The organism is Fluoribacter gormanii (genome assembly GCF_900156395.1).
Classification (GTDB): Bacteria; Pseudomonadota; Gammaproteobacteria; order Legionellales; family Legionellaceae; genus Legionella; species Legionella gormanii.
This window is the reverse complement of sequence record NZ_FTNL01000007.1, coordinates 132,867-157,129: the sequence shown is the minus strand read 5'-3', so window position 1 is coordinate 157,129 and position 24,263 is coordinate 132,867. Positions and strand designations below refer to the sequence as shown.

Below are 24,263 nucleotides of genomic sequence, written 5' to 3'. Positions count from 1 at the left end.
CCCTCACCCTCGCTGCGCTCGGGTTCGGGATGACGTGGGGAGTTACTCTGGAACAATATAATGGATACAATTTATTCAATACCGCAACGTTACAAATTGAAAATGCCAAAGGCGTGATTACATCGATGAATTTTAATGCCGGTTTAAAAAGCAATCCCGATAAAGCACCATTTACGCTTTATCATTCAGATCGGGGCAATTTCTATTTTAAAAGTAATTTCGAGATAAGAAAGGAATTAATTGCCGATATTTATCAACGATTTTATTCTAACGATCCTGGGGTCATTCTGCCCTTTTTAAAACAATGGATTTCCTCCTCTGCAGAAACAATTTATTACTCTATTTTAAAGGCATCCAATTATCTTGAATTGCAACCCGAACGAATATTTGTAATGGAACAAGAAGGAGATATCTTTGTATCCAATTTAAAAGATTATTTCGCCAATCTTTGCATGCAGAGGAATCCCAATAAGCATTGCTTGTAAATGATAAAATCATTTCAAGCGCGCATCTCGCTATTGTCATTGAAAGTAAGTGTAACCTGGTTGCTCGCAACCAGGATTTCTCATTCATTTTTTAGACGCCAAAGTCCCGAATTACTCTGCGCCTTACTTTCATTAATTATCTTTTTAAGGACAGCTTGAAATCACACCTCAGGAGTGCATAAATAATTCATTATATTGTTCTTCATTAAAACCCAAGGCGATTGTTTTACCATTTTCGACTAAAACAGGTCTCTTGATGAGTGACGTATTTGCGATGATAAAATCTATTTTTTCCGACATACCTAATGCATCATAATGCTCTTTATATTTTCGGTACGTCGTCCCTTTTTTATTTATGGGAAGCTCGCCCAAGTACTCACCCCATGCTTTTATTTGTGCTGCTGTTGGTGGCACTTTTTTGAAATCGATAAACTCATAGTCAATATTATTTTCCTCCAGGAACATCCGTGCCTTTTTTACAGTATCGCAATTGGGGATTGCAAACATTGAAATCATTTTTTGCTCACAGAATTCGACGACTAACATCACTACATTTTATAATGTTGCACTCATTTCTTCCAGGAAAATAGTGCAACCAAACTGCATCATTGAAATAAGAGAACTCCTTAACCTAAATTAGAATTATTTTGCGTTATATAAATGCAAATCTCTTAATTTTCATTCAGAACTGGATTAATTAATGATATCAACTAGATTTGAAAAAGCAGGGTTCCCTACAGGTTCAGACACATCGACTAATTGCCTTTTACTTAAATGCACTTCGGACTTAAAAAAAGCAAAACGCTCAGAATGTGTTTTGCTGATTGGTTGCTTGCATCCGGGTTCGGCTTTCATCAATACAAAAATCTAACTTACCGTGTATACGGTCACTGCCGTAGTGACTTCTTTTCTAAATCCTTTACTTAAATTTAAAGCAGATGAGATCTTTTTCTTCAACGCAGCCTAAGAAGATGGCTGGTTGTATACCAACAGGGGCATTAGAAGTATTAGTTATCGTACCGATCTCCGTTTGATTTGCATTTTTTTCAACCTTGATAAAAAGTGTACCTGGCCGTGTCACTAAAGTGGGTTTTTCAGCGCCATCAGCGATAATCAGCTGTACATCTAAGGGCATATTGTTGTCATTGACAAAATGAGATAAAGCACTTTGTACGCTATCATAACAAATTTCAATGCCCACCTTCAGTCCAGAAAAATCCTTAACCAAAGTATCGTCCATTCCTGATTTGAAAAAATTTCGACGCAAGTCCATGTAATTTAAAAATCCTTCATCAACATAGTCAAAATCATAGGTTGTATGAGGGTATCTTTTTTTGTATTTTTCTATATGACCACGATGGAAAAAATAAGCAGTATTTCGATAATAGTTGTTTGAATCACTCTTCGCTTTTTTATACCAACAAAATGTTCCTGGAACAATTAACATGTCTGTATCCATCGAAAGTTCTTTTAATCTTTTTTTGAATACATTCTTTTGTGCTTGAGAATAATATTTTTGAAAACAGAGTTCAGATTGATCTTTAAATAGGTATTCAGGAGCTACAAACATTGCTGGTGGCGTCTTTATTTTAGGGGGCTTTAGTTGTGTTTCTTCTTTACGTTTGTTTTTAAAATTTATAAACCATTGTAACTTTGATGTTTTGCTTTGCTCAGGAGGATTATTAATTTGAGTTTCATTGCCAACCATTTCTTGCAAGGTTTTTTTAGCAAGGATAATGCGCTTTTCTAAAATATTTAAACGTTCTTCAAAAGAAAACGAAAAAAAATCCTCATCGGGTTGAAACACAAAAACTTTAAAAGTTGTGAGTTCACTCGAGAAGGAACCGCTTTGTTTTGCTGTGTGTTTAAGCATATCGGTCATATCTTGATAGGGCATACATGAACCTTTGACGATGATTTGAAATTGGCTTAAATTTAACTCAAAGTGACTAAATTATAACAATCAAATCGCATTTTTACCAATTTTATAACCAGGCTGCACTTGGGTTGATTGACTCATGTAACTCATCTAAATTCATCTCTTTGATGACGAGGCAATAGTCCTATATAATCTTGTTACATAATAATGGCTGGTAAAGGATACCAATGTTTCAATCAGCTTTAATAATTGCTCTAATGACTTTTAGCATCATCGCTCAAGCAACCCTCCCTGCTGATCCGATTCAGCGCTGTTTGGATGTTAGAAGACTCGTGGACTTTACCACAAGACAGAAAATGGCGGCTAAAGAACCCGGTGTGTTGCGCTTTAAATTTCATAAAATTTCAGCATCAGAGCTACCGTTCGATAACCCTGTAGGCAATATGGATGAAGTGATTAAAGCATTAAATAATCAGATTGAAAACTGCAATAAAAGCCGTGGTGAATTTCAGACCATGACCATCGCAGGTCATAAATTCAAGCGCCAGGAATGGTGCCATAATGCCAACAAAAAATTGCTCTCTCTCGCAAAAGCCGCCCGTGGCGATTTTAAAAAATATTTATCAAGCATCAAAACTGAATTTGACTGGTATAAAAGCGATGGCTGGCCTGAAAATCATGCAGGATTTAAAAAGGGTGAGTTTCAATTTACTGCCTATTATGCACCAGCCCCTGTTGCAGCGCGTACCAAACGTGGCAGCGGATTTTTATATCCTATGTACCGTAATCCAGGCGTCGTAAATGTAGCTGCAGAATGCAAAAAATTTAATTTGAAAGCGCCTCTTTGCGGAGTCGACCCCCTAACCAAAATGGCACGTGGATTTTGTCTGAAAAATGCAGATGGCACATACTCTGTAGTGCCAGACCGAGAAGAAATTGAACATGGAGCTTTAAATCCAAAATATATAATTGGTTACGTTAAAGATCCCAATGACCCAGCTTTTTTAATGCTTGAAGGCTCTGGTTCATTAATTCTTGATGGCAAATTATTTCACATCAATTACGATGGCGCGAATGGCAGGCCACGTACTATGCTGGGTCGCATAGTCCAATGTGCACAGGACCCAACCTGTGGCGGTAACCTTGATACAATGGAACGATGTGCTAAAGATCCTAAATGTCATGATGAAGCAAAGTTACGCTGCAATGTGTCTAAAGCAATTAGACAAAGTGCTGCATCAGAAAAGCTAATTCGCCAATATTTAGATAGCCCTCTTAACCGTGACAAAGCCGCCGACTTGCGAAATCGCGATCAAAGCTATGTTTTTTTTACTAAAGAAGATGGCGGGCCTTATGGTTCAGAAAATATTTCTCTTACGCCCCATGCTTCATGTGCAACAGATCACAAGGTAATCCCTGTTGGAATGAGTTTTATCTATAATTGCAAAAAATCGACTTCATGGTGTATCGCGCAAGACACCGGTGGCGCTATTATGGGAGCTCATGTGGATGTCTACAAGGGGGAAGGAGACCAGGCTGGTGTCGAAGCAAATCAACTAAATCACCCAGGCTCATTATTTATAGCACTACCAAAGCGTGGATAAAACGCAGACGACTGCATCTAAAACGAAAATGTAGCCTGGTTGTTCGCAGCCAGGTTGCAACCGAAGCGTCACAATATTTCAAGCCTTAAATGTATCTTTGAAATACCCATTTCTTAAATCATCTTCAAAATCAGTTGGCCAAATGGTTGCATAACCCGTATTGTACGTTTTTGTTATATCAGTGGCTTTACATCGAACGCTAACTTTTCCAATGATGAGATAAGGATTTTGGTTATAATCCGTTTCATCTTTCTCAGTCAAGTCGAAATCATTCTCATCATAGCCATGCCGGGAAAGAATATCTTTATAATCATCTAAAAGGTCAGCTTCCATAATCTTAACTCCTAAAATTAAAAATTATAGTACGTATCACCCGATTGTTTGCAACCAGGGTTTTGAAAGGCCATTTGCTATACATCTCGCTCGCACTCTCCCTGATAACCCTAATCACGACAACAGTAGCGAATACAATATTTATTGTTTTAGTAATCATAGCAATTACCAAATGAACGGGATAAGCCGAGTGGTGACTTTTTTTTGGTACTCGCTATATCCGGGCAAATCCCGGGCGAGTATTTTTTCCTCATTCAGGATACGGGCAATTAGAATGGATAAAAAGACGGGAACCAACAGCAGTGTCCACCATGATCCAAGCGCAAGCGGGGTGCCGATAAAAAGAAACATGGCACCAAAGTACATCGGGTGACGGACGACTGCATATAGACCCGTCGAAATTACTTTTTGTCCCTCTTCAACACGAATATTGGCAGCGGCATAGGTATTTACTTTCGAGACAAGATAGAAAACGTAGAATGAAAATGCAACCAACATGTCTCCCAGGATTGAGATATACCACGGTACTAACGACCAGCCAAAACGGACATCAAGTGGCGGCAGAACGATAAATACAAGACATGTAACGTAGAGAGAAAGGATAATGATTTTCTGAGCCGGTTCCTTTTCATACGATATGCCTACTTCGCTACGACGCTTAAGAAGAGCAGGATCATGTTTTGCTAGATATATGCTGTATGCAGCGGATTCAAAAACAGTCACCAGCATATAAATCCAGCCTTGCCAATAATCCAGGGTACCTGCAGGAATAAAAAGGAGTGCTAGTATAACAAGCGCCCCTAAAGTTGAAGAGCGAATCAGTCGTTTATGAAGAGCGTTCATATCTACTTCTTTTCGTCGTAGTTCTCTTTCAAGTATAGAACTAATCTCATCTTACATTTGACGTTTATTCTAAAACAACTATCGGCCTAGTCCTTGTTAATTACTCGGGCAATTCGAAGAGAATGGCTTCCTTGTCAATTCGGTTTTTACGGGGTTAATGAATAATAATGAATAGATTTCTGATAAATCCTGGTTGCGTGCAACCAGGTTACGTTTGCTAATCATGCGATTGGTTTAGCATGAGCAATTACGGCCCAAATTCTGTACTGGGCTCTTCTTGCTTGCCTTTTTGTGTCTCTTTTTTCGATTGCGCAAAAATACCTAATGCAACCCCCTTCGTATCCGTCTTTTCTTCAGTAGCTTCTTTGAATAATGCTTCGAGTACTGAAACTGCTGTAAATTCAGCTGAAACCTCGGCCATCCCCTTTTCAATTCCACGTATCGAACTGTCTACATTTTGCGGTATGGGTATTCCATTTTTTTTAAGAATATCCATTAAAATACGTTCGCCCTCATAACGATCAGAGGCCTTTAATAGGGTTCTACAATAGACTCCATCTACATCACTGCGCCAAAGAAAACCCGTTTTCTTTTCTAACATGGCAGCTACTTGCGCATTATTTTTTAGACAAGTTGAAATGGCATCTTTATCAGATGAGGGCTCAGTGTCTTTAAGCAATTCTATAAGAACTGAATTTAATGTATATTCAACTGAGACTTCAGCCTGCCCCTTTTTCATGCCGCGTATTGAACTACCTACATTTTGCGGTTTGGGTATTCCATTTTTTTTAAGAATATCCATAAATATACGTTCGCCTTCGAAACGATCGACGGCATTTAATATAACTTTACAATAAACTCCATTTTCATCACTAGTCCAGTCAAATCCAGTTTTTCTCTTCAAGATATCTATTATCGATTTTCTATCTTTCTCACCAATAGCCATGGAAACACCAATAAGACCATAAATTATTCAGGAGAGCGATTATAGTTCTGTCATTGCAACTTATCAATAGAACTAATTATGGTCTATTCGTCCAACTATAGAAAAGGCATTAGAGGATGTTGAGTAGTAGTTAAACAGGAAAAAGTAACAAAATAATCATTCAGTTATTAATAATAGGCTATATTTAAAGTTACATAGATCAAAAGGAACTGATATGGAAAATGTAACTAATAGTGCACTTCATCCCGACACAAAAATCATGCAGCAACATCGTGGATGGTTTTTAGGTTTTGGAATTCTGCTCTTGGTCTTGGGTGTTATCGGTCTAGGAATGGATATCTTCTTAACCATAGTCAGCATGTATTTTTTCGCTGCATTACTCATGATTTCAGGATTGTCGCACTTTGCTGATGCCTTTAAACATAAAGAATGGAAAGGTACGGTTTGGCAAATTCTCGTTGCAATACTCTATCTTATTGGCGCCGGCATCGTCTTATATGATCCTTTATTAGCATCAACTATCATTACTGCATTACTCGCATGGACGCTTATCGTTATCGGTATGGTTCGCATTAGCATGTCCATATCCTTACGACATACCAAGGGTTGGGGTTGGATCTTTTTTGCGGGGATATGCTCTTTAATACTTGGTATCATGATTCTATCGCACTGGCCAATGAGTGGATTATGGGTCATCGGATTGTTTATTGCGATTGATATGATTATCAGCGGTTGGACTTACATTTTTATAGCAATATCCCTACGCAACAAAGCGTAGTCTGGTCTACTCTCAGTCTACACAAAATGAGTAAGGTTGGGTCACGACCCAACCTACCCTTTATGAACACATTCAATCATAAGCATAAACTATACACAATTAGAAATAAGACTTGCGCCGCAGTAACGGTGAGTCCGTTTTGTATCATTGCTTTGACATTCTCGCTGCCAGCAAAGCCCATTGCAGCAAACATATTAGCTCCTGGATAGGCATAATTAGTCACACGGGTCGCGAAGATCATGCACAAAGCGAACGATATCATGGGTAATTGCATCTGAAGGACGCTAGGAGAAAAAAGCTGATGCAGCATTTTAATGGTTGCTTCCGCAGCGCCAGGCATGCCAAAAGCACCTGTGAAACCAATTAACATCGATAATACAGGTTTGCCACCCAAATTAATTAAGGGAGTTAATAGTTCTGTTAATGCACTAAATCCTCCCGCCTGATGAATTAAAACCATAAAAGGATCAAATAAAATAAATAAAAAGAAGAGATGCAGGCTTTTTTGCATTCCCTTAACTAACAATTTAAAAATTTGATTTAAGCTTAATTTACTCACCAACCCGGTAATCAGCGCTAGAAATAACATGACAAAAATAACATAGGTAGTTTTTGCCTGAGCCAATATGCCATAGACAACACACGCTATAAAAGCAATCACAAAGAGCAGCGTAGTGCGCTTTTGTTGTTTGCTGGGCACAAATGGTTCTGAGGTATCCTCATCTTCGCAAGATTCATGCGCATATTTTCGTTGTAATCGGTTCGCCATAATCCAGGTAGTAATTAAAGTAACCAGAGCCACTGGAAGAGATGCATACAGAAGCACTACCTCATAATTTAGCCCAGTAACCCCCAGTAATGCCACGACTGGTGGGGCAAAAGGTCCAAGAATTAAAGCTTCTTCGGCTGAAGCCTGCATTAACACCGCCAAACTGGGGCGTGACAGTCCAACAGAACCTGCAATAGGGCGTAAACTGGGCGCTAAAATAGCTAACCCTCCAGCCAAGGTACCAAGCAAACCTACAATAATAAAAGATGAAAGTACAATGCCTATCTTGGCGCGTCGCTGAGTATTAATCCCAATCCCATAAACAATTTGGTGCACCAAGGTATGACTGACCTGAGTATGCGTTAAGATTTCACCCAAGCCATGACCTAGCATGATAATAAAGCCCACTAAGGCCATGAAGGAGCCTAATGCATTAGCCAGAGAATTTCCGATGTCAATTGGGCTACTTAGATTCCACAAATAGCCCAGACCCACACAGATTGCAGTTGCTATTAAAGCATCAACATTGCGAAATAACATTACAGCATAAAGAACAATAATGCCTAAACTGGCCAGCTGAATGTAAAATGACATTAATGGATCACTCCAATCTGATTTAATCCTTGGGCAATACCTTCAATTCCCAAACCAGGTTTGTCTGACAAAATAATTTTAGTGCCAAGGCGTTGCGCCCCACCAAGTACATAATTGTCACGAATCAAATAAATAGGATCAAGGTCCGCATAGAAGATATCCGGCTTACTTAAAGCAAAACTCGCAATCGCAGCAATTCCAATGGGTGATTCCAGCATACATCCGACCATAATGTTCATTTGTGCTGCTTTAGCAATATTATAGATCGCTTGCGCATTCTCAATGCCACCCGATTTCATCAACTTAATATTAACGCCATCACACGCATTAATTTTTGCAATATTCAGAGTATCTTCAGGGGAAAAACACGCCTCATCAGCAATGATCAGACAGTCAACCTGATCGCTAATCGCCTTTAAGTGCAGCAGATCGTGAGCACGAATAGGCTGTTCGACCAAAGGGATATTCAAATGCTGCTGTTTCAATGACTCAATAACCTTCAGGGCATCTTCATAAGACCATCCCTGGTTCGCATCAACAAGTAAAGTAATAGAATTTCCTACTGCTTGACGAATCGCCTGGACCCGCTTGATGTCTTCCATTGGATTTAATCCCAGTTTTATTTTTATAGTTTGGTGCCCTTGATTGACAAGATCAACCGCATCCTGCACCATCGCATCAATCTCTTTAACGCTTATCGTAATACACGAACTAATGCTGTTCGTGTTACCACCCAGCAATTTATAAAGAGGTAAACCACAATGTTGGGCAAATAAATCATGCAATGCGATATCAATAGCCGCTTTTGCAGAAGAATTCCCTGCCATAGCCTGGTTATTCATTTGGAGTAATAAATTCAACTCAGAAATATTTCGTCCAATTAACTGTGGGCCAAGAATGGTTTTAATTGCAGAGATAATGGATTCGGTACTGTCTCCAGTGATCGCAGGAGTTGAAGCGGCTGAACCATAACCCCAATTGCCTCGATCCGTTTTGATCATTACCACCACATCATCAACGCATTCAGTACGTCTTACCGCAGTTATAAATGGGCGAATTAATGGAATAGTTAATTGCGCAATATGAATCTCCATAATCTTCATCTAAGCACCTTTTTTTAAAAATTTATTGCGTTTAAAAATACATTCTCTTTTTTAGTTTAGAGGGATATTTTTTAATGAAATGATGGCTCAATATGCCTTATTTTTATTATCATCGGCATGCTTAACTTTCTATACTCGTTGCGCCCCTAATTTAGATGAAAAAAATTTTACATGTCGACATCCGTTAAATTTCCTTTAATCAATCTAACTTGCCCATGTATTTTAAGCAATTTTTGTTCTTTAAATTGAAAATATGCAATCACTTCAGCTTCAATGGTTGAATCATTGAGACTGACTCCTTGAGGATAATATAAGGCAAATACTTCATTGCCTACTTCAACAATGTGTTTATATTGAATGTGACGTATTCGCATGTTCCTCTTTTGTTCTATGACATGGGCAATATAATCACTACGATTCATGATCACCCCATTAATACTTTGCTCATAATCAGGATGAAAATATTGTTCAACTGTTGAAGTGACATCCAAATCTGGCTCGTATACAAACTCCCAAATACGTTTCAATAAATCAGTATAAGACATATGGACTACCTTAAGAGAATATCAGTTTTTATAGCAACTCTATTTAACCTGAGGATCAATGACATTATCCCATAACCCATTGAATATTTGCACGATCTGAAAAGGACTAAGTACGGTAGAGACATTAGCAAGTGCAACAGATAGGTTACTATTATCACCAACCAGGATGTTTGCAACAATAGGGGCTATTGCACCGCTTTTTTTAATGTAATCGATGATTCGTTTATCCAAATCCTCAATACTATTAATGTAGGGTATTAGCATAAGCGGATGTACTGTAGGATTCATTAAAATTCGTGAGAACTGCTCCCAGGATGCAACGATTGAATCTGGAGAGATGGTTTTACTTGAAAACTCTTTCCATATTTCAAGTCGCATTTTTTTGGCAAAGGAGTCTTGCATTAAACTTGTTTCATCAAAAATAACAATGGATGTTTCGCTATCATGAGTAAATGAACGCTGATTCACATTGGCAGAACCAATAATGGCTATCTCATCATCCACTATTATTATCTTGGAATGCATTGCAGGATGATAATTCTCTTTTGGCGCATTGACTCTATCAATTAGAACAAGTGCCACTTTGTCTTTAACCTGTTTATCAGTCCCATCAAGTAGCGCATCCCAAAATTCTCCCCTTTTTCTATCAGGGATGAGTATATCTGTAGTTTCTTGTGAGTCTTGAATTGCCAAAATTAAACGTATAAAAGTGGACTCTTGAATTTTTTTATTAAGCTGCTTTGCTACATCAACATTTACTAAATATTGATCTTCAATGTAAATATAATTTTTAGCATTTGCTATGATCGAGAAATAGGCATCGTTTAGGCTGCGATCCCTATCATTACTATTGGGATCATTATAGGTTCCAACAACTTTTCCATATTGAAAATCACCAAAAGTAATTTCAGCTGGTTTTGTTTCATTTTCACCTTTGAGAAGTACATTTTTGGTACTCGGATGGTTGTGCCATCTTTTTTTAAATTTTTGTAGAATTTGATAGGCTGCAGGACCTTGAACTTTGCAATGCACATCATGGACGTTTGAATAGTCTTTATGATATGCATCAAACCGATTTTTATTTATATCCATGCCGCCACAAAAGGCAATAAGCCCCTCTTCGCCTTTGATAACTATTACTTTTTCATGATGACTGCCTACATTCTTGGTTATGCAATAGCGAAGGAGCGCATAAAGCGGATCTAATTCTTTAAAAATTGATGTGTATTGATTAAATTTTTGCATAATAAAGGGAACAAACTTTGCAACGAATTGCTGCGATTCAGCAGTGGAGTAGGTATTATCATCCAATAGGGCAAATGTATTGCTAAGACCATTTAATCTTGGAATGTTATTCAAGTTCATTCGTTGAATCTCTAAACTCGGATTATTCCAGATTAATATTCGCAGCTCGACACCACTTGAAGAGGCTGTATTTAATAAATTAATTAGCGTAGATTTTTGATCCGTCTCAATGAGAGGAAAATCAATATCCAGCATCCACCCTAGAATATAAATGTAATGTTCTTGAGATTTTGCTGTTTTAATGGCGTTGACGATACTAGCAAATGCCTTCGTTCCATCAATGTAGTATTCAATTTTATTCCGGGTTGCATCTGGGAATAATTTTAACCATTTATTGGCCATGGTTAAATTTGCCTTCCTGTTTTAGGATCATATTTTACTTCTACGGGAACGATTTGATCGGTTGGAAGAATTTCTATCCACTGATCAAAAATTTCATAATTTTTACCGACGTTCGCTCGAAAACCACCTTGTAAGGGAAAGAAGCCATGCTCATAGACTCTATCGATAGGTGTGGCAGTCACTGTATTACTATCATCAACCAAGGCTGGATCGGATACCTCATTTGGTTTTGGATATTTTCCAGTTTCTATTCCTTCCTGATATTTTTTCTGTATTTTCTTGGCTAAGTCCATGATCACATCTATCATCTTTTGACCATTTAATGGATTGCCATTGATGTCTTTTTCATCTGGATTGCTGGTCTGATAGATGACATCATCTGTGATTCCATTCATGCCTTCAACGCCTTTTAACCAATTAATGGCAGCCTCTTCTTTTCCTGGCCTGATGGGGATCACCGCTTTGACCCAAGGTGCATTTAAGAATGCATTACGCATATTATCTCCATCCAGCTGTAGCAACCATCCCAGGCTGCTTCCTAACTTGGCGGGATCAGAATCTTCAGTAATATAATAATTATCTCGTTGAAGCTCATCGACGCCTCCCCAACCAACAGTACTTGAGCTTATGGTATTGTTTTCAGAATTTAAGTCCGCGATATTTATTTTGTTCATCAATCCCTTCTGTAACGCTTTGCCCACACCACTTAAGACGGGTCCTGATGGATTAAATATTGGAGTGGGGGTTTCTTGGAGCTGCTGTTTGCTTCGATGTAATCTCGGCCTCCACCATTCTGGTGAAACAAAATAAAGCATCTTATCAATATCAAAAATTGAATTTATAAGCTCTGCCACCACATGCCTGGTTTTATCGTCAGGTAGAGGAACATCTTTTAAAAGCATTTGCTGAACCAGTTGACGGTAAACAACAATACGTTCTTCCTCTCTTAATTCATCACTGCTACGCGTTTGAATCTTACTAGCCAAGGTCACTCTATCTTTTACATTTTCTACGTAGGCTTTTTCATATTCTGCTTTTTCCCTTGCTTTGAAATTAGCAAGATTTTCATTATTCTTTTGGATGATTTCATCATTGGCACCTGGTTTAGGACTCCAGTGAAGAATCAAAGTCACCTCAAGACTATTTTCTCCTTGAAAGTCAGCATAATCCAGATGCAAAGTAAACGTTGATTTATCAGATAAATTTTGAATGGTATCTGTTCTTGAAACTTTAACTGGCTTACCCTGAGGATCGAATTCTACGTCAGTTAAATCATAATTTGATTTGGAACAAACGAATTCCTGCCCAAAATCAACTTGAATTTTTTCTACATCATCGAATATAACCCATTCAGTATCTGAATAAACACCATTCACATAAACTTTCTTATTGTCAGCATCGGTACCATCTATAGATACAAAAGGAATAGTAATGATTTTTTCCTCCTGAAATGGCTGAAACGTGGGTATTTCTTCTGGATGAGGAATACTGTCCAAATCGGCAGGTTTGGCAATATGAATGAGTTTAGCGATACCTAGCTCTTTTCCTGGATCATCAACATAGGTCTGCCAGCAAAGGTATGAGCCCACATCTTGTACCTGGACACCAACTTGGCGCATTTTCCTTCGCAGTTCATAGTTAATGAGCTCTTCTGAGGTATTTGCCAAGGTATGTTTGATACTGGAAATATCCGTTGTTTCGGTTACTGTCTTAAATGTTGATTTAAAATTTTTACGGATTTCAGACGATAATTGCGTCGTTTGTTGACGCATTTGCTTGTGGGTGGCTTCTCGTGCGGTTTGCTGAGATGTTTTATCATCAAAGCTTGATGTCGCCTCAACTGATGCATAAGATGCTTTAACACTGGCCCCAAAATTGACATCTTGCTGATTGTCTTCCTTCACTGCATCAGAAAGTTCATCCTGCGTTGTCGTGGTCATTGACGATTTAGTTAGGATATCGAGAGTCGTTTCTAATGTTTTCTCAATCGTTGTACTTCTGGTATGTATCTCGATTAATTCAACTGTTGAGCCAGGGCTAAGCCAAACATGATCTACGGGCGTACCAAGAAATGTATCTAATTCAAAAAAATATTGTCGAAACAAATGTACAATGCTGATTGGCGATAAAGCAACACAATCAAGATATTCCTTATTGGTGGGATCTAAATCATTAATATTGAGAAATGCATCGCTACTGTTCTCAGAGGAAAGCATCTTTATCAGTTTCGTTGCTTCCTCAGTATTATTCACTGTGTTATAGAAGATATTTGCTAAAATATCATATGCTCGCTGTTTTACTAAAAATAATAATGAACCAGCGACAGATGATTCATATTGTAATTGATGTTCAAGCACCCCAATGTCTATTCTTCGTGTATTAGTTGCTCCAGTCACATTACCGGATCGCATTAGAATGCCTGAGCTTGGGTTTAAATTATTTCTGTTATTAATTTGCGCGTAGGCATCAGTGTATATTTTTACAAGATTTTTATTCAGGATGGCATTCAAGTTATCATTTGTAATAACTGTGTCCCATATATCAGGCTGATACTTCTGATAGGGAGGAATTTGTAATGAAATTTGTTGTAATACGACACTATCAAAAGTACGGATTTTCCCTGCTTCCAATGCACCGGATTTAAGTTGGATATTAACCTGGCCATCGGGGTTAAAGTTAATATCAATTAAACCAGCAAATTCATTTTTAAGTTTTTCTAAAATTGAAGGTTTATCATTTTGAAAACCTTGTTGAAAGCGTTCTTGAATTCGCTTTGATTTCCACCCAAGTAATGGTTGATAAATGCCAAATAACTCACTATCGTAAGGGAGTACGGTGGTATAATTAGAAAGATCGGTAATTCGTTTAACTACTGTCATTTTCGCAACCTCCTGTTCTTCAATCCATGAACACTACAAGTTGGTTTTGAGATTTGAGAGTAACGAGACAAATTCATGTTGCATATTAGAATAATTAAGGTCGATGTATCCGTATTTGTCAATGTTTTTTGAATAAAATTTAATCAAATTAATCCAGTAACGCCCCCCACTGTTCGAGGCTGTTCTCTTAGATCCTTAACTATTACCGATAATTATGAACAAGCACGCATAGCCTGGTTGCAAGCAACCAGCTAATCCCAAACACTTATAAGTGTGAAAGATCAACCAGTAAGTTCTTTGTAACTGTGTGTTGCGATTTGCCTATGCAGATTGAGATGGATGCTTCCAAAATCCTTCGTGTACCCTGACGGCCTCTTCTTCATAAAAAGGACCATTTACTCTTATTGTCCTTTTTCCTCGTTTAAAAATTTCATCGCTAAAAATCGCTAAGCCACCGCCTGCAAGTTGTTCTAATGTTTGTGCCGAACACCCAAAAACAACTTGCGGTATTCCTGCCCAATAAATCGCTCCGGAACACATGGCACAAGGCTCTGTGCTGGCATAGAGTGTGGACTGTTTTAAGATCTCCTCAGGAAATCGCTTGGAGGCTTGCCTAATCAGTTCCATTTCGGCATGGGCTGTCACATCTAGCGAGGTGTTAACCAGATTTTCTGCTGTTAAAATAACCGTTCCTCGATACACTAATAATGCACCAAATGGGTGATTTCCTTTTTGACGAGCCGAACGTGCCAATTGAAACGTTTTATCCAGGAATGGCTGATGTTTTTCAAAGCAGTCAGCGGCAAATCCTTGCAAAGATAAAGCAAAAAGAAACATAACCTTAAGGCATAAGCTTGATATAAAAGAAGAGGGGTATGTATACATCTTGATAGCTCCTATTGAGTAAACAATTAAGAAGCCATCACCAAAAAACCAAATACATGTTCGATCAGGATGACTTAAGAGTACCGAACATTAAGGATTTTCTTAATTCAAATTAAATCAAAATACTTGGCTTATGACAACCTATAGACGTTTTTCATCAATTCAAACAAAAAATTTTTTCTCAAGAAAAATCAAATGATGCTCCTATGAAATACCCTTCGGAGGAAGGTTTCGTTTTTTGAGCAGCCGAAATACTTTAGTGAACCTCTCGAATGGATTGGTTTAGAAGTTACGATTTGATAGCTTGTTGGTTTTTCTTTTACTTTATGGACAATAACCAATTTAGCCCCTCGATGGCACATCATCGTTGGTATAGGTCACATTGTCCGAATTACCCTAAGGAAAAAAGCACTCATTCTGTATCTTTTTTTAAAGATTCAACTTATCAGAAATGATAAAACTACAATAAAAATTTATATAACTATCTTTAGTTATTAGATGATTAAGCGAAAACTTTTAAAAAAACCTCATTCATTTTTATCTTGTACATGAATATTCACATTTTGATTTTGATAGTTTTCTGACTTTTGTAGTTCAATTAATTGTTGCACCCTCTCACAAGCATTACCGTTACTATGATACGATGACTGATTCATACTTCTTTCAATATCACATTCCTTCATAGCTTTTTGAATTTGCTCATCGTAGGTTCCAGCTATTAGATTTGTGCTTAAAATAGCAATATAAAAACTCAAAATTAATTTATACATGATTTATTCCCTTAAAAACATTCGTATTAACACAGATTAAGTATAGCAGAATATTTTAAGCCATTATTAATCATACAATGTGTGAAAAATTATGGCAGATATTTAACCTAAAAATATATATATTTTCTCAAAAATACCTCAATTTATTGGATGAAAAATGATTTCATTTTAATGAGTTCCTAAACTTTTGTTATTAACACTCATCAAAACCTCTCTTTCTTAAATTCTATTGTTTTACTAAGTATAAAAAACAGGACTTAGCCAGATTAGGTTTGTTTTTGAATTAATCTACAATTAAGAAAATAATTATTTTGTTTCCTTCTGATAAACACCTTAATCATCGAACTGTAACCCGGCTATAGCCAACAAATTCGTTCAAATATAGAGATGCGTCTTAATAAATCTTATCCTGGAGGCCAAATTAAAAAACTTGAGGTTCAAGTTTAAAATAATCTAATATCATCGAGTTACTCAACAATGCCCTGTTGTCGAGTCAATCAATTAAGGAGCATTATGATTGTTATCTTCGTCCATGGTTGGAGTGTCACGAATACCAATACTTATGGGGAGCTTCCCCAATGGCTGGAAAGTCAGAGCAAAAACGGAACGCTGGATATTCGAGTTGGCAATATTTATCTTGGTCACTACGTCAGCTTTGACGATACGATAACGGTTGACGATATAGCACGGGCATTTGATCAAGCATTACGTGATGAAATTGCTGATAAGCTAGGCGATGGGGAGCGTTTTGCTTGTATTACGCACTCTACCGGTGGTCCAATTGTTCGAAAATGGATGGATTTATATTTTAAGAATAATCTTGCGAACTGTCCCTTGAGCCATCTTATCATGCTGGCTCCTGCCAACCATGGCTCTGCTCTTGCGCAACTGGGTAAATCCAGGCTAGGCCGTATAAAGAGTTTTTTTGAAGGTGTTGAACCGGGACAACAAGTGCTTAATTGGCTTGAGCTAGGGAGCGACATGAGCTGGCAACTTAATGAAAGTTGGCTTGATTACGATTGCACTGCTCATGGCATCTATTCCTTTGCACTTACGGGCCAGAAAATTGATCGTCAACTTTATGATGCACTTAACTCCTACACGGGGGAAGCCGGGTCTGACGGAGTGGTACGCGTAGCGGCTGCCAATATGAACTATAGTCTATTGAAATTACATCAGGAGGGAAATAACGGTGAAAATCTGGCGTTTTCCCAAATGATAAGGTCGAAGCCAATGGCATTTGGTGTTCTTCCTGGGCTTTCGCATTCTGGTAAAAATATCGGCATCATCCGTAGTGTTACTATGGCTAATGCAGCCACTCATCCTACGGCAATATGGGTTCTGCGATGCCTGCAAGTAAAAAATCCTGCTGCCTATAATACACTAGTACAAGAGCTCGATAAGATGACTAAGGAAACGCAAAACAATGAGCATACAGAATCAGTGAACACGCTTATCTTCAAGCGCGAATATATTACCAATCGCTACTCCATGATTATTTTCCGGCTTATAGATGATCGGGGCAATCATCTAGTCGATTATGATCTTTATTTAACCGCTGGACCCAAATATAGTGAGCAGGCACTTCCTACCGGTTTCTTCGTAGACCGCCAAAGAAACCTGAATAATCGAGGAGCACTCACTTATTTTCTTGACTACGACATCATGGAGACCGGGATTAATACCCCCCAAATGCAAGGCAATCTGGGATTCCGTATTAAGGCATACCCTGAGTCAAGTAACCAAGCCCTTGCCTATTATAGGATGCTTGATTTTCATTCCTCACTTACCGACATGAACAAAATTATTCATCCAAATGAGACAGTAATGGTTGAAATCATGCTTCAGCGACGAGTAGACAAGGCTGTCTCCCGTATCACTAATAACCTTAGTCCAGCAAAAATCAGTGCAAAACCGACTGGTAAAAAGGTAGATTGACATCACTCCTGTTTGAGCATTTTTATATTAAAAAAGCGTATCCTGGTTACAAGAAACCAGGATACGCCTACTTACTCGATTACTGAAAGAGGGCCAAATACTCCTCTTCGGTAAACGTTTTTAGCGGCTCATTTGCATCAGCAACATGGAATATTGATTGAGCGCGTGGAGCAACCATTTTCATTGTCTCCTGAGCTGTTACCGAATTTTGCCTCACGGGAATAAAAGGATAGGGTAGCGGATCAGGTTTTGGAACAATGGTCTTTTCCTCCCTAGACATGGCAGGATATGGTAGTGGGGCGGGCTTTGGAACAACAGTGTTTTCACTATTGAATGAAGATGCAAATACAGAATTTCTAATGTTACCGGTTGGAATCGATTGAGGGACGAAGAATGTTGGAATCGAGCTGCTTTGTCGCTTTAAAAGATGAATCTGATTTCTTAATTGATCTTTTTTATCCCATTCAGCATAAATCTTATCTACGGCAGTTGCTCTGTGTTGCGCCTGTTTATCAGCAAGGCCGTGCTTTACCAAATCATTGACTAGAGAAACATGTATTGGTTTACCATAAATTTGTTCCAAATAAATCCCTGAAGCCAGTAAAATGGGGCCCTCACACACCAAAGTAATATGTTCCCTATTAATTACCAGCGGAGTTGCTTTTTGTTTCTTCTTTTCATCATCTCTAATCTTTGCTTCCAGCATTTTAGCAATTTTATGATTCGCACATCCATAAGCAGTATACATAGCGTGTCCTTGATGAGGCTTGGCAGGCAACCAAAGGACATTAAAATTATCACCAGGTAAAAATAGTCCATTAAAATTATATGCTTCTTTTATTTGAGCACTCCCCTTATTCCTTTTAGTATATGAAGTAGCTCCCAGGTATTCTTCAGAAAAATCAATTAACTCGGACTCCTCAATTTGCTCAGGTAATACACGCTTAACTATTAGTGAATCGTTACTGCTATTTACTATAATCAAACGGGAGCGCAAGTCATCATCCCCCCCTGTCATTGACTCGTATATCAAGAACGATTTATTTCCGAACTTACTGGCCTGGTCAACTTGCTCAATCTTCCCGTCAAAATATCGTTCTAAAAACTTCATTGATGCAATAACATAACTTCCATGTGTTTCCAGATAGTAATCCCATGATAGGGACTCTTGCTCTCCTACATCCAACTCCATAGAATAATCCATCTTGAATGCTGATTTTATATTTTCCAGCATCTGCTTCGCCTCTTCCGGCGTAGTACATTCATAAACACACAGATTATCCTCGCTATCAAATGGAGATTTGGATTCACTTACAATCCATTTTGTTATTTCAAGGTTTATACCAATGACCGACATCAGCTTCATGTATTATCCTCTTATTATTTGGAGTTTAATTCGTAGTTAAGCTCTAAAAACTAGTCTTAAGAGAGCTAAAATGAATTAGTTAGAACATCAATTGACAAAAGATTTACATTTTGAACACTAAAATCGTAAATATATCAGATAAAATAATTTATGAACAACTAAATTAAGCTTGGATAGCAATCAGGAAATGCTTGCTTAAAATTAACGAATTTATAAAGTAGATTATAATGCTTGACCTTGCCGCAACGTGAACCCTTATTGTGTCTCTTGTCACTTAAGAGGAATACCCCATGAAGTACACAATTAAACAATTAGCGAAGCTCTCTGGTATAAGCACCCGGACTTTGCGCTTTTATGATGAAATTGGTTTATTAAAGCCTGCATTTTATGGTGATAATCAATATCGTTATTATCAGGAAGAGCAGTTATTTTTACTTCAGCAAATTCTGTTTTTTCGTGAACTTGAGTTTCCTCTTAATGACATTAAGGAAATTTTGAACTGCAATGATTTCGATAAAATAAAATCGTTGCAGCAACAAAAATCCTCATTGCAATCGAATGTTGAGCGAACACAAACACTCATACAGACGATTGATAAAACCATTTCCCATTTAAGAGGACAATATAAAATGAATATCGAAGAAATGTTTGAAGGATTTGATCCAATCAAACAACAAGAACATGAAAAATATCTGGTTGAAGCGGGTGTAATTTCACAGCAACAAATTGATGACAGCTGGGCAAAAGTTTCCCATTGGAAAAAACCGGATTGGGAGGCATTTAAAGCTTCTGGTGAGCAACTAAATCTTGCACTTGCTAATGCAGTAAAACAAGGCCTTAACATCGAATCCAAAGAGGTTCAGGATCTGATTCAACAGCACTATGACTGGGTCAAAAATTGTTGGACGCCAACCAGGGATACATATTTAGGGCTTGGACAAACTTATCTGAACCATCCTGATTTTCGTGATTTCTTTAATCGCTATCATCCTGATTTGGTCGAATTTTTGACTGCTGCCATGAAAGTATATGCAAAACGCAATTTGTCGTAAATTTGAGATTGCCTACCATAAGGTAGGCAATCTTTAAAAAGGGAACGTCATCAACGATGCAGTGAACTCTTCTAAAATCAAGGAAAAAAACAGAGCACTTTTTAATTTTGCGGAGAGAAATTATTTCCTTTTTCTTCAGTTGGATCCTTCCCAAAACATTTTTGCAACAATGAAAGAAAAAATTCAAGGAACATAAAATGTTCAAAAAAGGATGGCTTTTGAACAATTGTAAAAGATGTCGTGTAATCCTGATTCGTCATTTCGCCAAAGACTTGAAGTATATTATGCAAATCGCCATCCTGATAAATTGAACGACCATTAAGAATACCTTGCAAATCTTTTATAACACTATCCATGCTTTGTCTATCAGGAGTTGAACGACAGCTTTTAGAATTAATACCTGGAGCAAAAATACTTCTTGGTTTACCAAAATAAAACTCTGCCACGTCCTTACCGTAAGTATTAAATGATTGTCGTGCATAACGCTTCAACAAATAATCAGCATTCTGATAAGCCGCTAAAAACCCGGCATCACGCCAAGCTTGTCGCCAATAATCCAGGCCCTTACCACTCATATTAAACAACTTGTCCAAATAATATTATTTTTGTATTATATTGAAATTATAAATCGATTGTCAAAACTCAATTTAGTGCTTGTAGTACTTAGGCTATATTAAGGCAGGATAGGGTCTAATCTAAGATCGGCCAATTGTATTCATTCACAAATACAAATTGTTATAGCCATTCTCACTGACAAGAATGGCTGATTGGATTATCTATTGCTTCAGTTTTAACTATGCAGCTGTTCTAATTTCTGAACATCGCCTTGTTTGTCATGGATGGATTTCAAAAGTTCTCTAATCTTGGGATCATGGCTACATTTTAATAAGTAAGCCGACATTTGCATGCCTCCTTTAAAATGATCGCTCATTTCACTTATATACATATTATCGAATTCTTTACCTGAAAGCGGCGCCAGAGACTTCATCTCCATCGGTTTCATTCCAGGAATTGGATAATTGGCTGCAGAGGTAGTGGGTAATTTACTGAGAAGAGCTTTCATTTTAGTAACCTCACTGCCTTGGCGCTCAAGCATTTTCTTAGAAATAGCGACTATTTTGGGGTTTTGAGATTTTTTTATGGCTAAATCTATTATTTGCATTCCTTGTTCATGATGGGTAATCATCATTTGCAGGAATTCTTTTTCAAGTGCAACTGTTTGTTCCTTGTCTTTAGGACAATGATTTTCATTCATAGACATTTGTCCCATATTGGATTGCTCCATTGCAAAAGCACATGAGCTCATTAGTGTGATTCCTAAAAGGATTGAAACCTTTTTCATTTCCCTATCTCCTAAATTGATTAGACATTTGAATTATAGGTCAATAATAAAAAATAGGTTATCGAGCTGGCATATAACCCCAAAAGTTAACCCTGAATCTTGTGTAGCCTGGCTGCAAAAGCAACGAGGCTTGCTGCATACATCCAAGATTTACTGGTCTTTAAATATTATGTCATGCTCTTAATTGGGCGAAAAACGTCTTACATCATATGTCAGTAATCTAAAATAATCGTATGACATATAAAACTCCCCATTATTCCCCATGTTACTCCCCCAAGAGTTACGTAAGGTTAATAATCCTGTGTGCTTCTTACCGTAATTATCGACAGCGACCGCATTATCATCATAACCAGTAATGATCATTCCATGGGCCGCTTGTATATTGGGCAAACCTACTAACACATCTGAGGTGATTAGCCAAGTATCGTTTTTGGTTTTATAATTTCCAACAGCACCAACGACACCCAAGTCAAGGCGAGGTAACATGATCGCAAAAACAGATCGGTCGCCTGAGCGAAGCGCTTCTTTCACTTCATTTAATGTCCAGGCAGAACTGATTCTCCAGTATATATTTGACCAATTCACTATCTTACCGAAGATTAGCTCATTCATCGTGCTGTATTCTTTGGGATCTATAAAAGAGTCCGGTTTCTTATTCGAATGATTGGGGTACTCAGTCAAACCGCCACATCCTATAGTTGTTTGTTTTTCTTTGTTCACAATTCCATACTGTTCAATCTGATTTATTACTGCAATAGGATAATTACCATCCCAACCGCTCATTGCATATCCATGTTGTTCCAAGTAATTGCCGAGCTGTAAATGACAAAGTTGACTAATGTAATCTCCTTGGCCGATCACGGCGTCAAGCGCACCAGTTATTGCAAATGTGATGCATGTTCCATGTGGGCCTTGGTCAAGAACAGGAACATGATTCATAGCCAATTGAACCATTTTAGGAGTTTCAGTATTTAGCAATGAAAGCGGAGCCTGAGAGCGATCTGTGGCGATATCTTTAATGCGCCTCACCAGCAGTTTTTTAGCTTCATCAGACAGCTCAATTTTAAGCAATTGAATGACCTTTTTATTATTAAGTCCATTGTAATTTGAAGAAGATTCGGCAGTAGGTTGTATTGTATGTTTTATTGAGCCTATAAGATGAACATCTCCAGAAATAGCCCCTTTAATTATCAAAAAAGTTAAAATAGTCACTTGTATTAAGGATGTTACAATTCTTGCTGGTTTCATAATAATCGACTCTTTGAAACATAATTAGGAGCCGATTATTTTCTTTTATCAATCAATTTGCAACATATGTTTAAAATGCTTTGGAATACATATTTTTTAATGGTTTTTTGTGTTGGATCAAAATGCCCTGAGGTATCGTCAATTTTTTAAAACACAAGAGTTTTTAATAATTAATGCCATCGTTAATAATTAATAAAACATTATGTGTTAAGCTTGGCTAATATAAAAAAAACGAGTTTGGTCATGATAAAAGTTGGACAATTTAATAAATTGAAAATGGTGCGGGAAGCTCCTTTTGGGGTATATCTTCAAGGAGGAGAGTGGGGGGAAATTTTATTACCCAATAAATCGGTGCCTAAAGGCGCCTTGGTTGGTGATATATTGGATGTTTTTGTCTATTTTGATTCAGAAGACAAAATTATAGCGACAACCGCGCGTCCTCTTGCAAAATTAGGTAGCTGTGCATTTTTAAAAGTAATTGATGTAAATCCTGTAGGCGCTTTTCTTGATTGGGGCTTAGATAAGGATTTATTGGTTCCCAAACCAGAACAACAGCGCCCTATGGAAATTGGTAAATCTTATCTTGTGTATTTAAAGCAAGATAATCAGGGACGCATTATTGCAAGCTCAAAAATCGATTATTTTTTGGATAAGACAATAGCTCATTTTAAGCCAGGTGAGGAAGTTAGTTTACTAATTGCAGAGAGTACCCCGTTAGGACGAAAAGTAATTATCAACAACAGTCACTGGGGATTAATCCATGCCGGTGATATTTTTCAAACATTAACTTATGGCAAAAGAATAAAAGGGTACATTAAGAAAGTACGTGAAGATGGCAAAATTGATGTTGCTTTGAGGCAAATAGGCCAAAACAGTATTAATGAATTAGCGCAACGTATTATATCCAAGCTAGAACAAGCTGGTGGCTTTTTAGCTTTACACGACAAAAGCTCTCCTGCAGAAATTCAACAGCTATTTGCTGAGAGTAAAAAAAATTTTAAAAGTGCATTGGGACAACTTTATAAACGAGGTTTAATTGATATTGAAGAGCAAGGAATTCGTTTACAGACAATAGAAAAGAAGCGCTAATGAAAAATCTTTATTCATTCTCTGTATAAGAAAATCAACCAGGGACTGGTGACAATTCATCTCGCAGCCTTCTTGCCTCGGCCTGTTCTTGTATCTTGATCACATCTGCGCCTATGCCCCGCTACTTATCCGTGGGGTACAGCATATTAAGACAGCTCTTCTGGATCC

Annotated in this window: 22 protein-coding genes; 6 read left to right on the top strand and 16 right to left on the bottom strand. The window is 37.7% G+C overall.

Features of this window, described 5'->3' with window-relative positions; translation table 11 throughout:
• A partial coding sequence (locus BW930_RS06500) for an Lpg0189 family type II secretion system effector (protein WP_175607549.1) occupies window positions 1-485 on the top strand: 485 nt, incomplete at its 5' end.
• A gap of 168 nt (window positions 486-653) precedes the next feature.
• Here the strand turns inward: BW930_RS06500 and BW930_RS06495 are convergent.
• Together BW930_RS06495 and BW930_RS06490 are read right to left on the bottom strand one after the other, a co-directional pair.
• Entirely contained in the window at window positions 654-1,001 is a 348-nt protein-coding gene (locus tag BW930_RS06495) for an arsenate reductase family protein (protein ID WP_058467403.1), read from the bottom strand.
• Window positions 1,002-1,404: 403 nt separating this feature from the next.
• On the bottom strand, window positions 1,405-2,382 hold the full coding sequence (locus tag BW930_RS06490) for a carbon-nitrogen hydrolase family protein (protein WP_238587837.1): 978 nt from the start codon (window positions 2,380-2,382) through the stop codon (window positions 1,405-1,407).
• 209 nt (window positions 2,383-2,591) lie between these two features.
• Between BW930_RS06490 and BW930_RS06485 the strand changes: the two genes are divergently transcribed.
• Window positions 2,592-3,968 (top strand): MltA domain-containing protein, encoded by a 1,377-nt coding sequence (locus tag BW930_RS06485; protein WP_058467396.1) that lies wholly within the window; start codon window positions 2,592-2,594, stop codon window positions 3,966-3,968.
• A 78-nt stretch (window positions 3,969-4,046) separates the two neighbouring features.
• On the opposite strand, the gene BW930_RS06480 is transcribed toward BW930_RS06485, so the two are convergent.
• From BW930_RS06480 to BW930_RS06470, 3 genes are all read right to left on the bottom strand, one after another.
• A complete protein-coding gene (locus tag BW930_RS06480; RefSeq protein ID WP_058467395.1) occupies window positions 4,047-4,301 on the bottom strand; it encodes a hypothetical protein in 255 nt (84 codons plus the stop codon).
• A 165-nt stretch (window positions 4,302-4,466) separates the two neighbouring features.
• Window positions 4,467-5,144 carry a methyltransferase family protein gene (locus BW930_RS06475; RefSeq protein WP_058467394.1) on the bottom strand — a complete coding sequence of 226 codons (678 nt, stop codon included), beginning with the start codon at window positions 5,142-5,144 and terminating at the stop codon, window positions 4,467-4,469.
• A 247-nt stretch (window positions 5,145-5,391) separates the two neighbouring features.
• Window positions 5,392-6,090, bottom strand: coding sequence for a hypothetical protein (locus tag BW930_RS06470; RefSeq protein ID WP_058467393.1), 699 nt, complete (start codon window positions 6,088-6,090; stop codon window positions 5,392-5,394).
• Between the two features lie 214 nt (window positions 6,091-6,304).
• On the opposite strand from BW930_RS06470, the gene BW930_RS06465 reads away from it, so the two are divergent.
• Window positions 6,305-6,868 carry an HdeD family acid-resistance protein gene (locus tag BW930_RS06465; protein ID WP_058467392.1) on the top strand — a complete coding sequence of 188 codons (564 nt, stop codon included), beginning with the start codon at window positions 6,305-6,307 and terminating at the stop codon, window positions 6,866-6,868.
• 76 nt (window positions 6,869-6,944) lie between these two features.
• Here the strand turns inward: BW930_RS06465 and BW930_RS06460 are convergent, their stop codons facing one another.
• The 7 genes from BW930_RS06460 to BW930_RS06430 form a co-directional block, all read right to left on the bottom strand.
• Window positions 6,945-8,231 carry a Na+/H+ antiporter NhaC family protein gene (locus BW930_RS06460; protein WP_058467391.1) on the bottom strand — a complete coding sequence of 429 codons (1,287 nt, stop codon included), beginning with the start codon at window positions 8,229-8,231 and terminating at the stop codon, window positions 6,945-6,947.
• Complete coding sequence (locus BW930_RS06455; RefSeq protein WP_058467390.1) at window positions 8,231-9,334, bottom strand: dipeptide epimerase; 1,104 nt, start codon at window positions 9,332-9,334, stop codon at window positions 8,231-8,233. The genes BW930_RS06460 and BW930_RS06455 overlap by 1 nt, the downstream gene beginning before the upstream one ends.
• Window positions 9,335-9,501: 167 nt before the next feature.
• Window positions 9,502-9,879, bottom strand: coding sequence for a hypothetical protein (locus BW930_RS06450; RefSeq protein WP_058467389.1), 378 nt, complete (start codon window positions 9,877-9,879; stop codon window positions 9,502-9,504).
• Between the two features lie 39 nt (window positions 9,880-9,918).
• Window positions 9,919-11,526 carry a phospholipase D-like domain-containing protein gene (locus tag BW930_RS06445; RefSeq protein WP_058467388.1) on the bottom strand — a complete coding sequence of 536 codons (1,608 nt, stop codon included), beginning with the start codon at window positions 11,524-11,526 and terminating at the stop codon, window positions 9,919-9,921.
• A 2-nt stretch (window positions 11,527-11,528) separates the two neighbouring features.
• The gene (locus BW930_RS06440) at window positions 11,529-14,405 is read right to left on the bottom strand and encodes a hypothetical protein (RefSeq protein ID WP_058467387.1); all 2,877 of its coding nucleotides are present in this window, start codon (window positions 14,403-14,405) and stop codon (window positions 11,529-11,531) included.
• 321 nt (window positions 14,406-14,726) lie between these two features.
• The gene (locus BW930_RS06435) at window positions 14,727-15,290 is read right to left on the bottom strand and encodes a nucleoside deaminase (RefSeq protein ID WP_202972260.1); all 564 of its coding nucleotides are present in this window, start codon (window positions 15,288-15,290) and stop codon (window positions 14,727-14,729) included.
• 527 nt (window positions 15,291-15,817) lie between these two features.
• Window positions 15,818-16,060 carry a hypothetical protein gene (locus BW930_RS06430; RefSeq protein WP_058467386.1) on the bottom strand — a complete coding sequence of 81 codons (243 nt, stop codon included), beginning with the start codon at window positions 16,058-16,060 and terminating at the stop codon, window positions 15,818-15,820.
• A 513-nt stretch (window positions 16,061-16,573) separates the two neighbouring features.
• Between BW930_RS06430 and plaB the strand changes: the two genes are divergently transcribed.
• On the top strand, window positions 16,574-17,998 hold the full coding sequence (gene plaB / locus BW930_RS06425; protein ID WP_058467385.1) for a phospholipase PlaB: 1,425 nt from the start codon (window positions 16,574-16,576) through the stop codon (window positions 17,996-17,998).
• A gap of 79 nt (window positions 17,999-18,077) precedes the next feature.
• On the opposite strand, the gene BW930_RS06420 is transcribed toward plaB, so the two are convergent.
• The gene (locus tag BW930_RS06420; protein ID WP_058467384.1) at window positions 18,078-19,364 is read right to left on the bottom strand and encodes a hypothetical protein; all 1,287 of its coding nucleotides are present in this window, start codon (window positions 19,362-19,364) and stop codon (window positions 18,078-18,080) included.
• 290 nt (window positions 19,365-19,654) lie between these two features.
• Here BW930_RS06420 and BW930_RS06415 point away from each other — a divergent pair, with 290 nt between their 5' ends.
• Entirely contained in the window at window positions 19,655-20,416 is a 762-nt protein-coding gene (locus tag BW930_RS06415; protein WP_058467383.1) for a MerR family transcriptional regulator, read from the top strand.
• A 101-nt stretch (window positions 20,417-20,517) separates the two neighbouring features.
• On the opposite strand, the gene BW930_RS06410 is transcribed toward BW930_RS06415, so the two are convergent.
• From BW930_RS06410 to BW930_RS06400, 3 genes are all read right to left on the bottom strand, one after another.
• The gene (locus tag BW930_RS06410) at window positions 20,518-20,991 is read right to left on the bottom strand and encodes a hypothetical protein (protein ID WP_058467382.1); all 474 of its coding nucleotides are present in this window, start codon (window positions 20,989-20,991) and stop codon (window positions 20,518-20,520) included.
• A gap of 215 nt (window positions 20,992-21,206) precedes the next feature.
• Entirely contained in the window at window positions 21,207-21,758 is a 552-nt protein-coding gene (locus BW930_RS06405) for a DUF305 domain-containing protein (RefSeq protein ID WP_058467381.1), read from the bottom strand.
• Between the two features lie 180 nt (window positions 21,759-21,938).
• On the bottom strand, window positions 21,939-23,006 hold the full coding sequence (locus BW930_RS06400) for a C1 family peptidase (protein ID WP_058467380.1): 1,068 nt from the start codon (window positions 23,004-23,006) through the stop codon (window positions 21,939-21,941).
• Window positions 23,007-23,249: 243 nt separating this feature from the next.
• Between BW930_RS06400 and BW930_RS06395 the strand changes: the two genes are divergently transcribed.
• Window positions 23,250-24,095, top strand: a complete 846-nt coding sequence (locus BW930_RS06395) for a CvfB family protein (protein WP_058467379.1) — start codon at window positions 23,250-23,252, stop codon at window positions 24,093-24,095.
• The last annotated feature ends 168 nt before the right edge of the window (window positions 24,096-24,263 follow it).

Excerpts from the sequence above, each read along its gene's own strand:
- plaB (WP_058467385.1), top strand. The coding sequence starts at position 16,574 with ATGATTGTTATCTTCGTCCATGGTTGGAGTGTCACGAATACCAATACT.
- BW930_RS06475 (WP_058467394.1), bottom strand. The coding sequence starts at position 5,144 with ATGAACGCTCTTCATAAACGACTGATTCGCTCTTCAACTTTAGGGGCG.
- BW930_RS06460 (WP_058467391.1), bottom strand. The coding sequence starts at position 8,231 with ATGTCATTTTACATTCAGCTGGCCAGTTTAGGCATTATTGTTCTTTAT.
- BW930_RS06405 (WP_058467381.1), bottom strand. The coding sequence starts at position 21,758 with ATGAAAAAGGTTTCAATCCTTTTAGGAATCACACTAATGAGCTCATGT.
- BW930_RS06400 (WP_058467380.1), bottom strand. The coding sequence starts at position 23,006 with ATGAAACCAGCAAGAATTGTAACATCCTTAATACAAGTGACTATTTTA.
- BW930_RS06470 (WP_058467393.1), bottom strand. The coding sequence starts at position 6,090 with ATGGCTATTGGTGAGAAAGATAGAAAATCGATAATAGATATCTTGAAG.
- BW930_RS06410 (WP_058467382.1), bottom strand. The coding sequence starts at position 20,991 with ATGAGTGGTAAGGGCCTGGATTATTGGCGACAAGCTTGGCGTGATGCC.
- BW930_RS06445 (WP_058467388.1), bottom strand. The coding sequence starts at position 11,526 with ATGGCCAATAAATGGTTAAAATTATTCCCAGATGCAACCCGGAATAAA.
- BW930_RS06395 (WP_058467379.1), top strand. The coding sequence starts at position 23,250 with ATGATAAAAGTTGGACAATTTAATAAATTGAAAATGGTGCGGGAAGCT.
- BW930_RS06435 (WP_202972260.1), bottom strand. The coding sequence starts at position 15,290 with ATGTATACATACCCCTCTTCTTTTATATCAAGCTTATGCCTTAAGGTT.
- BW930_RS06465 (WP_058467392.1), top strand. The coding sequence starts at position 6,305 with ATGGAAAATGTAACTAATAGTGCACTTCATCCCGACACAAAAATCATG.
- BW930_RS06450 (WP_058467389.1), bottom strand. The coding sequence starts at position 9,879 with ATGTCTTATACTGATTTATTGAAACGTATTTGGGAGTTTGTATACGAG.
- BW930_RS06440 (WP_058467387.1), bottom strand. The coding sequence starts at position 14,405 with ATGACAGTAGTTAAACGAATTACCGATCTTTCTAATTATACCACCGTA.
- BW930_RS06490 (WP_238587837.1), bottom strand. The coding sequence starts at position 2,382 with ATGCCCTATCAAGATATGACCGATATGCTTAAACACACAGCAAAACAA.
- BW930_RS06430 (WP_058467386.1), bottom strand. The coding sequence starts at position 16,060 with ATGTATAAATTAATTTTGAGTTTTTATATTGCTATTTTAAGCACAAAT.
- BW930_RS06415 (WP_058467383.1), top strand. The coding sequence starts at position 19,655 with ATGAAGTACACAATTAAACAATTAGCGAAGCTCTCTGGTATAAGCACC.
- BW930_RS06455 (WP_058467390.1), bottom strand. The coding sequence starts at position 9,334 with ATGAAGATTATGGAGATTCATATTGCGCAATTAACTATTCCATTAATT.
- BW930_RS06495 (WP_058467403.1), bottom strand. The coding sequence starts at position 1,001 with ATGATTTCAATGTTTGCAATCCCCAATTGCGATACTGTAAAAAAGGCA.
- BW930_RS06480 (WP_058467395.1), bottom strand. The coding sequence starts at position 4,301 with ATGGAAGCTGACCTTTTAGATGATTATAAAGATATTCTTTCCCGGCAT.
- BW930_RS06420 (WP_058467384.1), bottom strand. The coding sequence starts at position 19,364 with ATGAAGCTGATGTCGGTCATTGGTATAAACCTTGAAATAACAAAATGG.
- BW930_RS06485 (WP_058467396.1), top strand. The coding sequence starts at position 2,592 with ATGTTTCAATCAGCTTTAATAATTGCTCTAATGACTTTTAGCATCATC.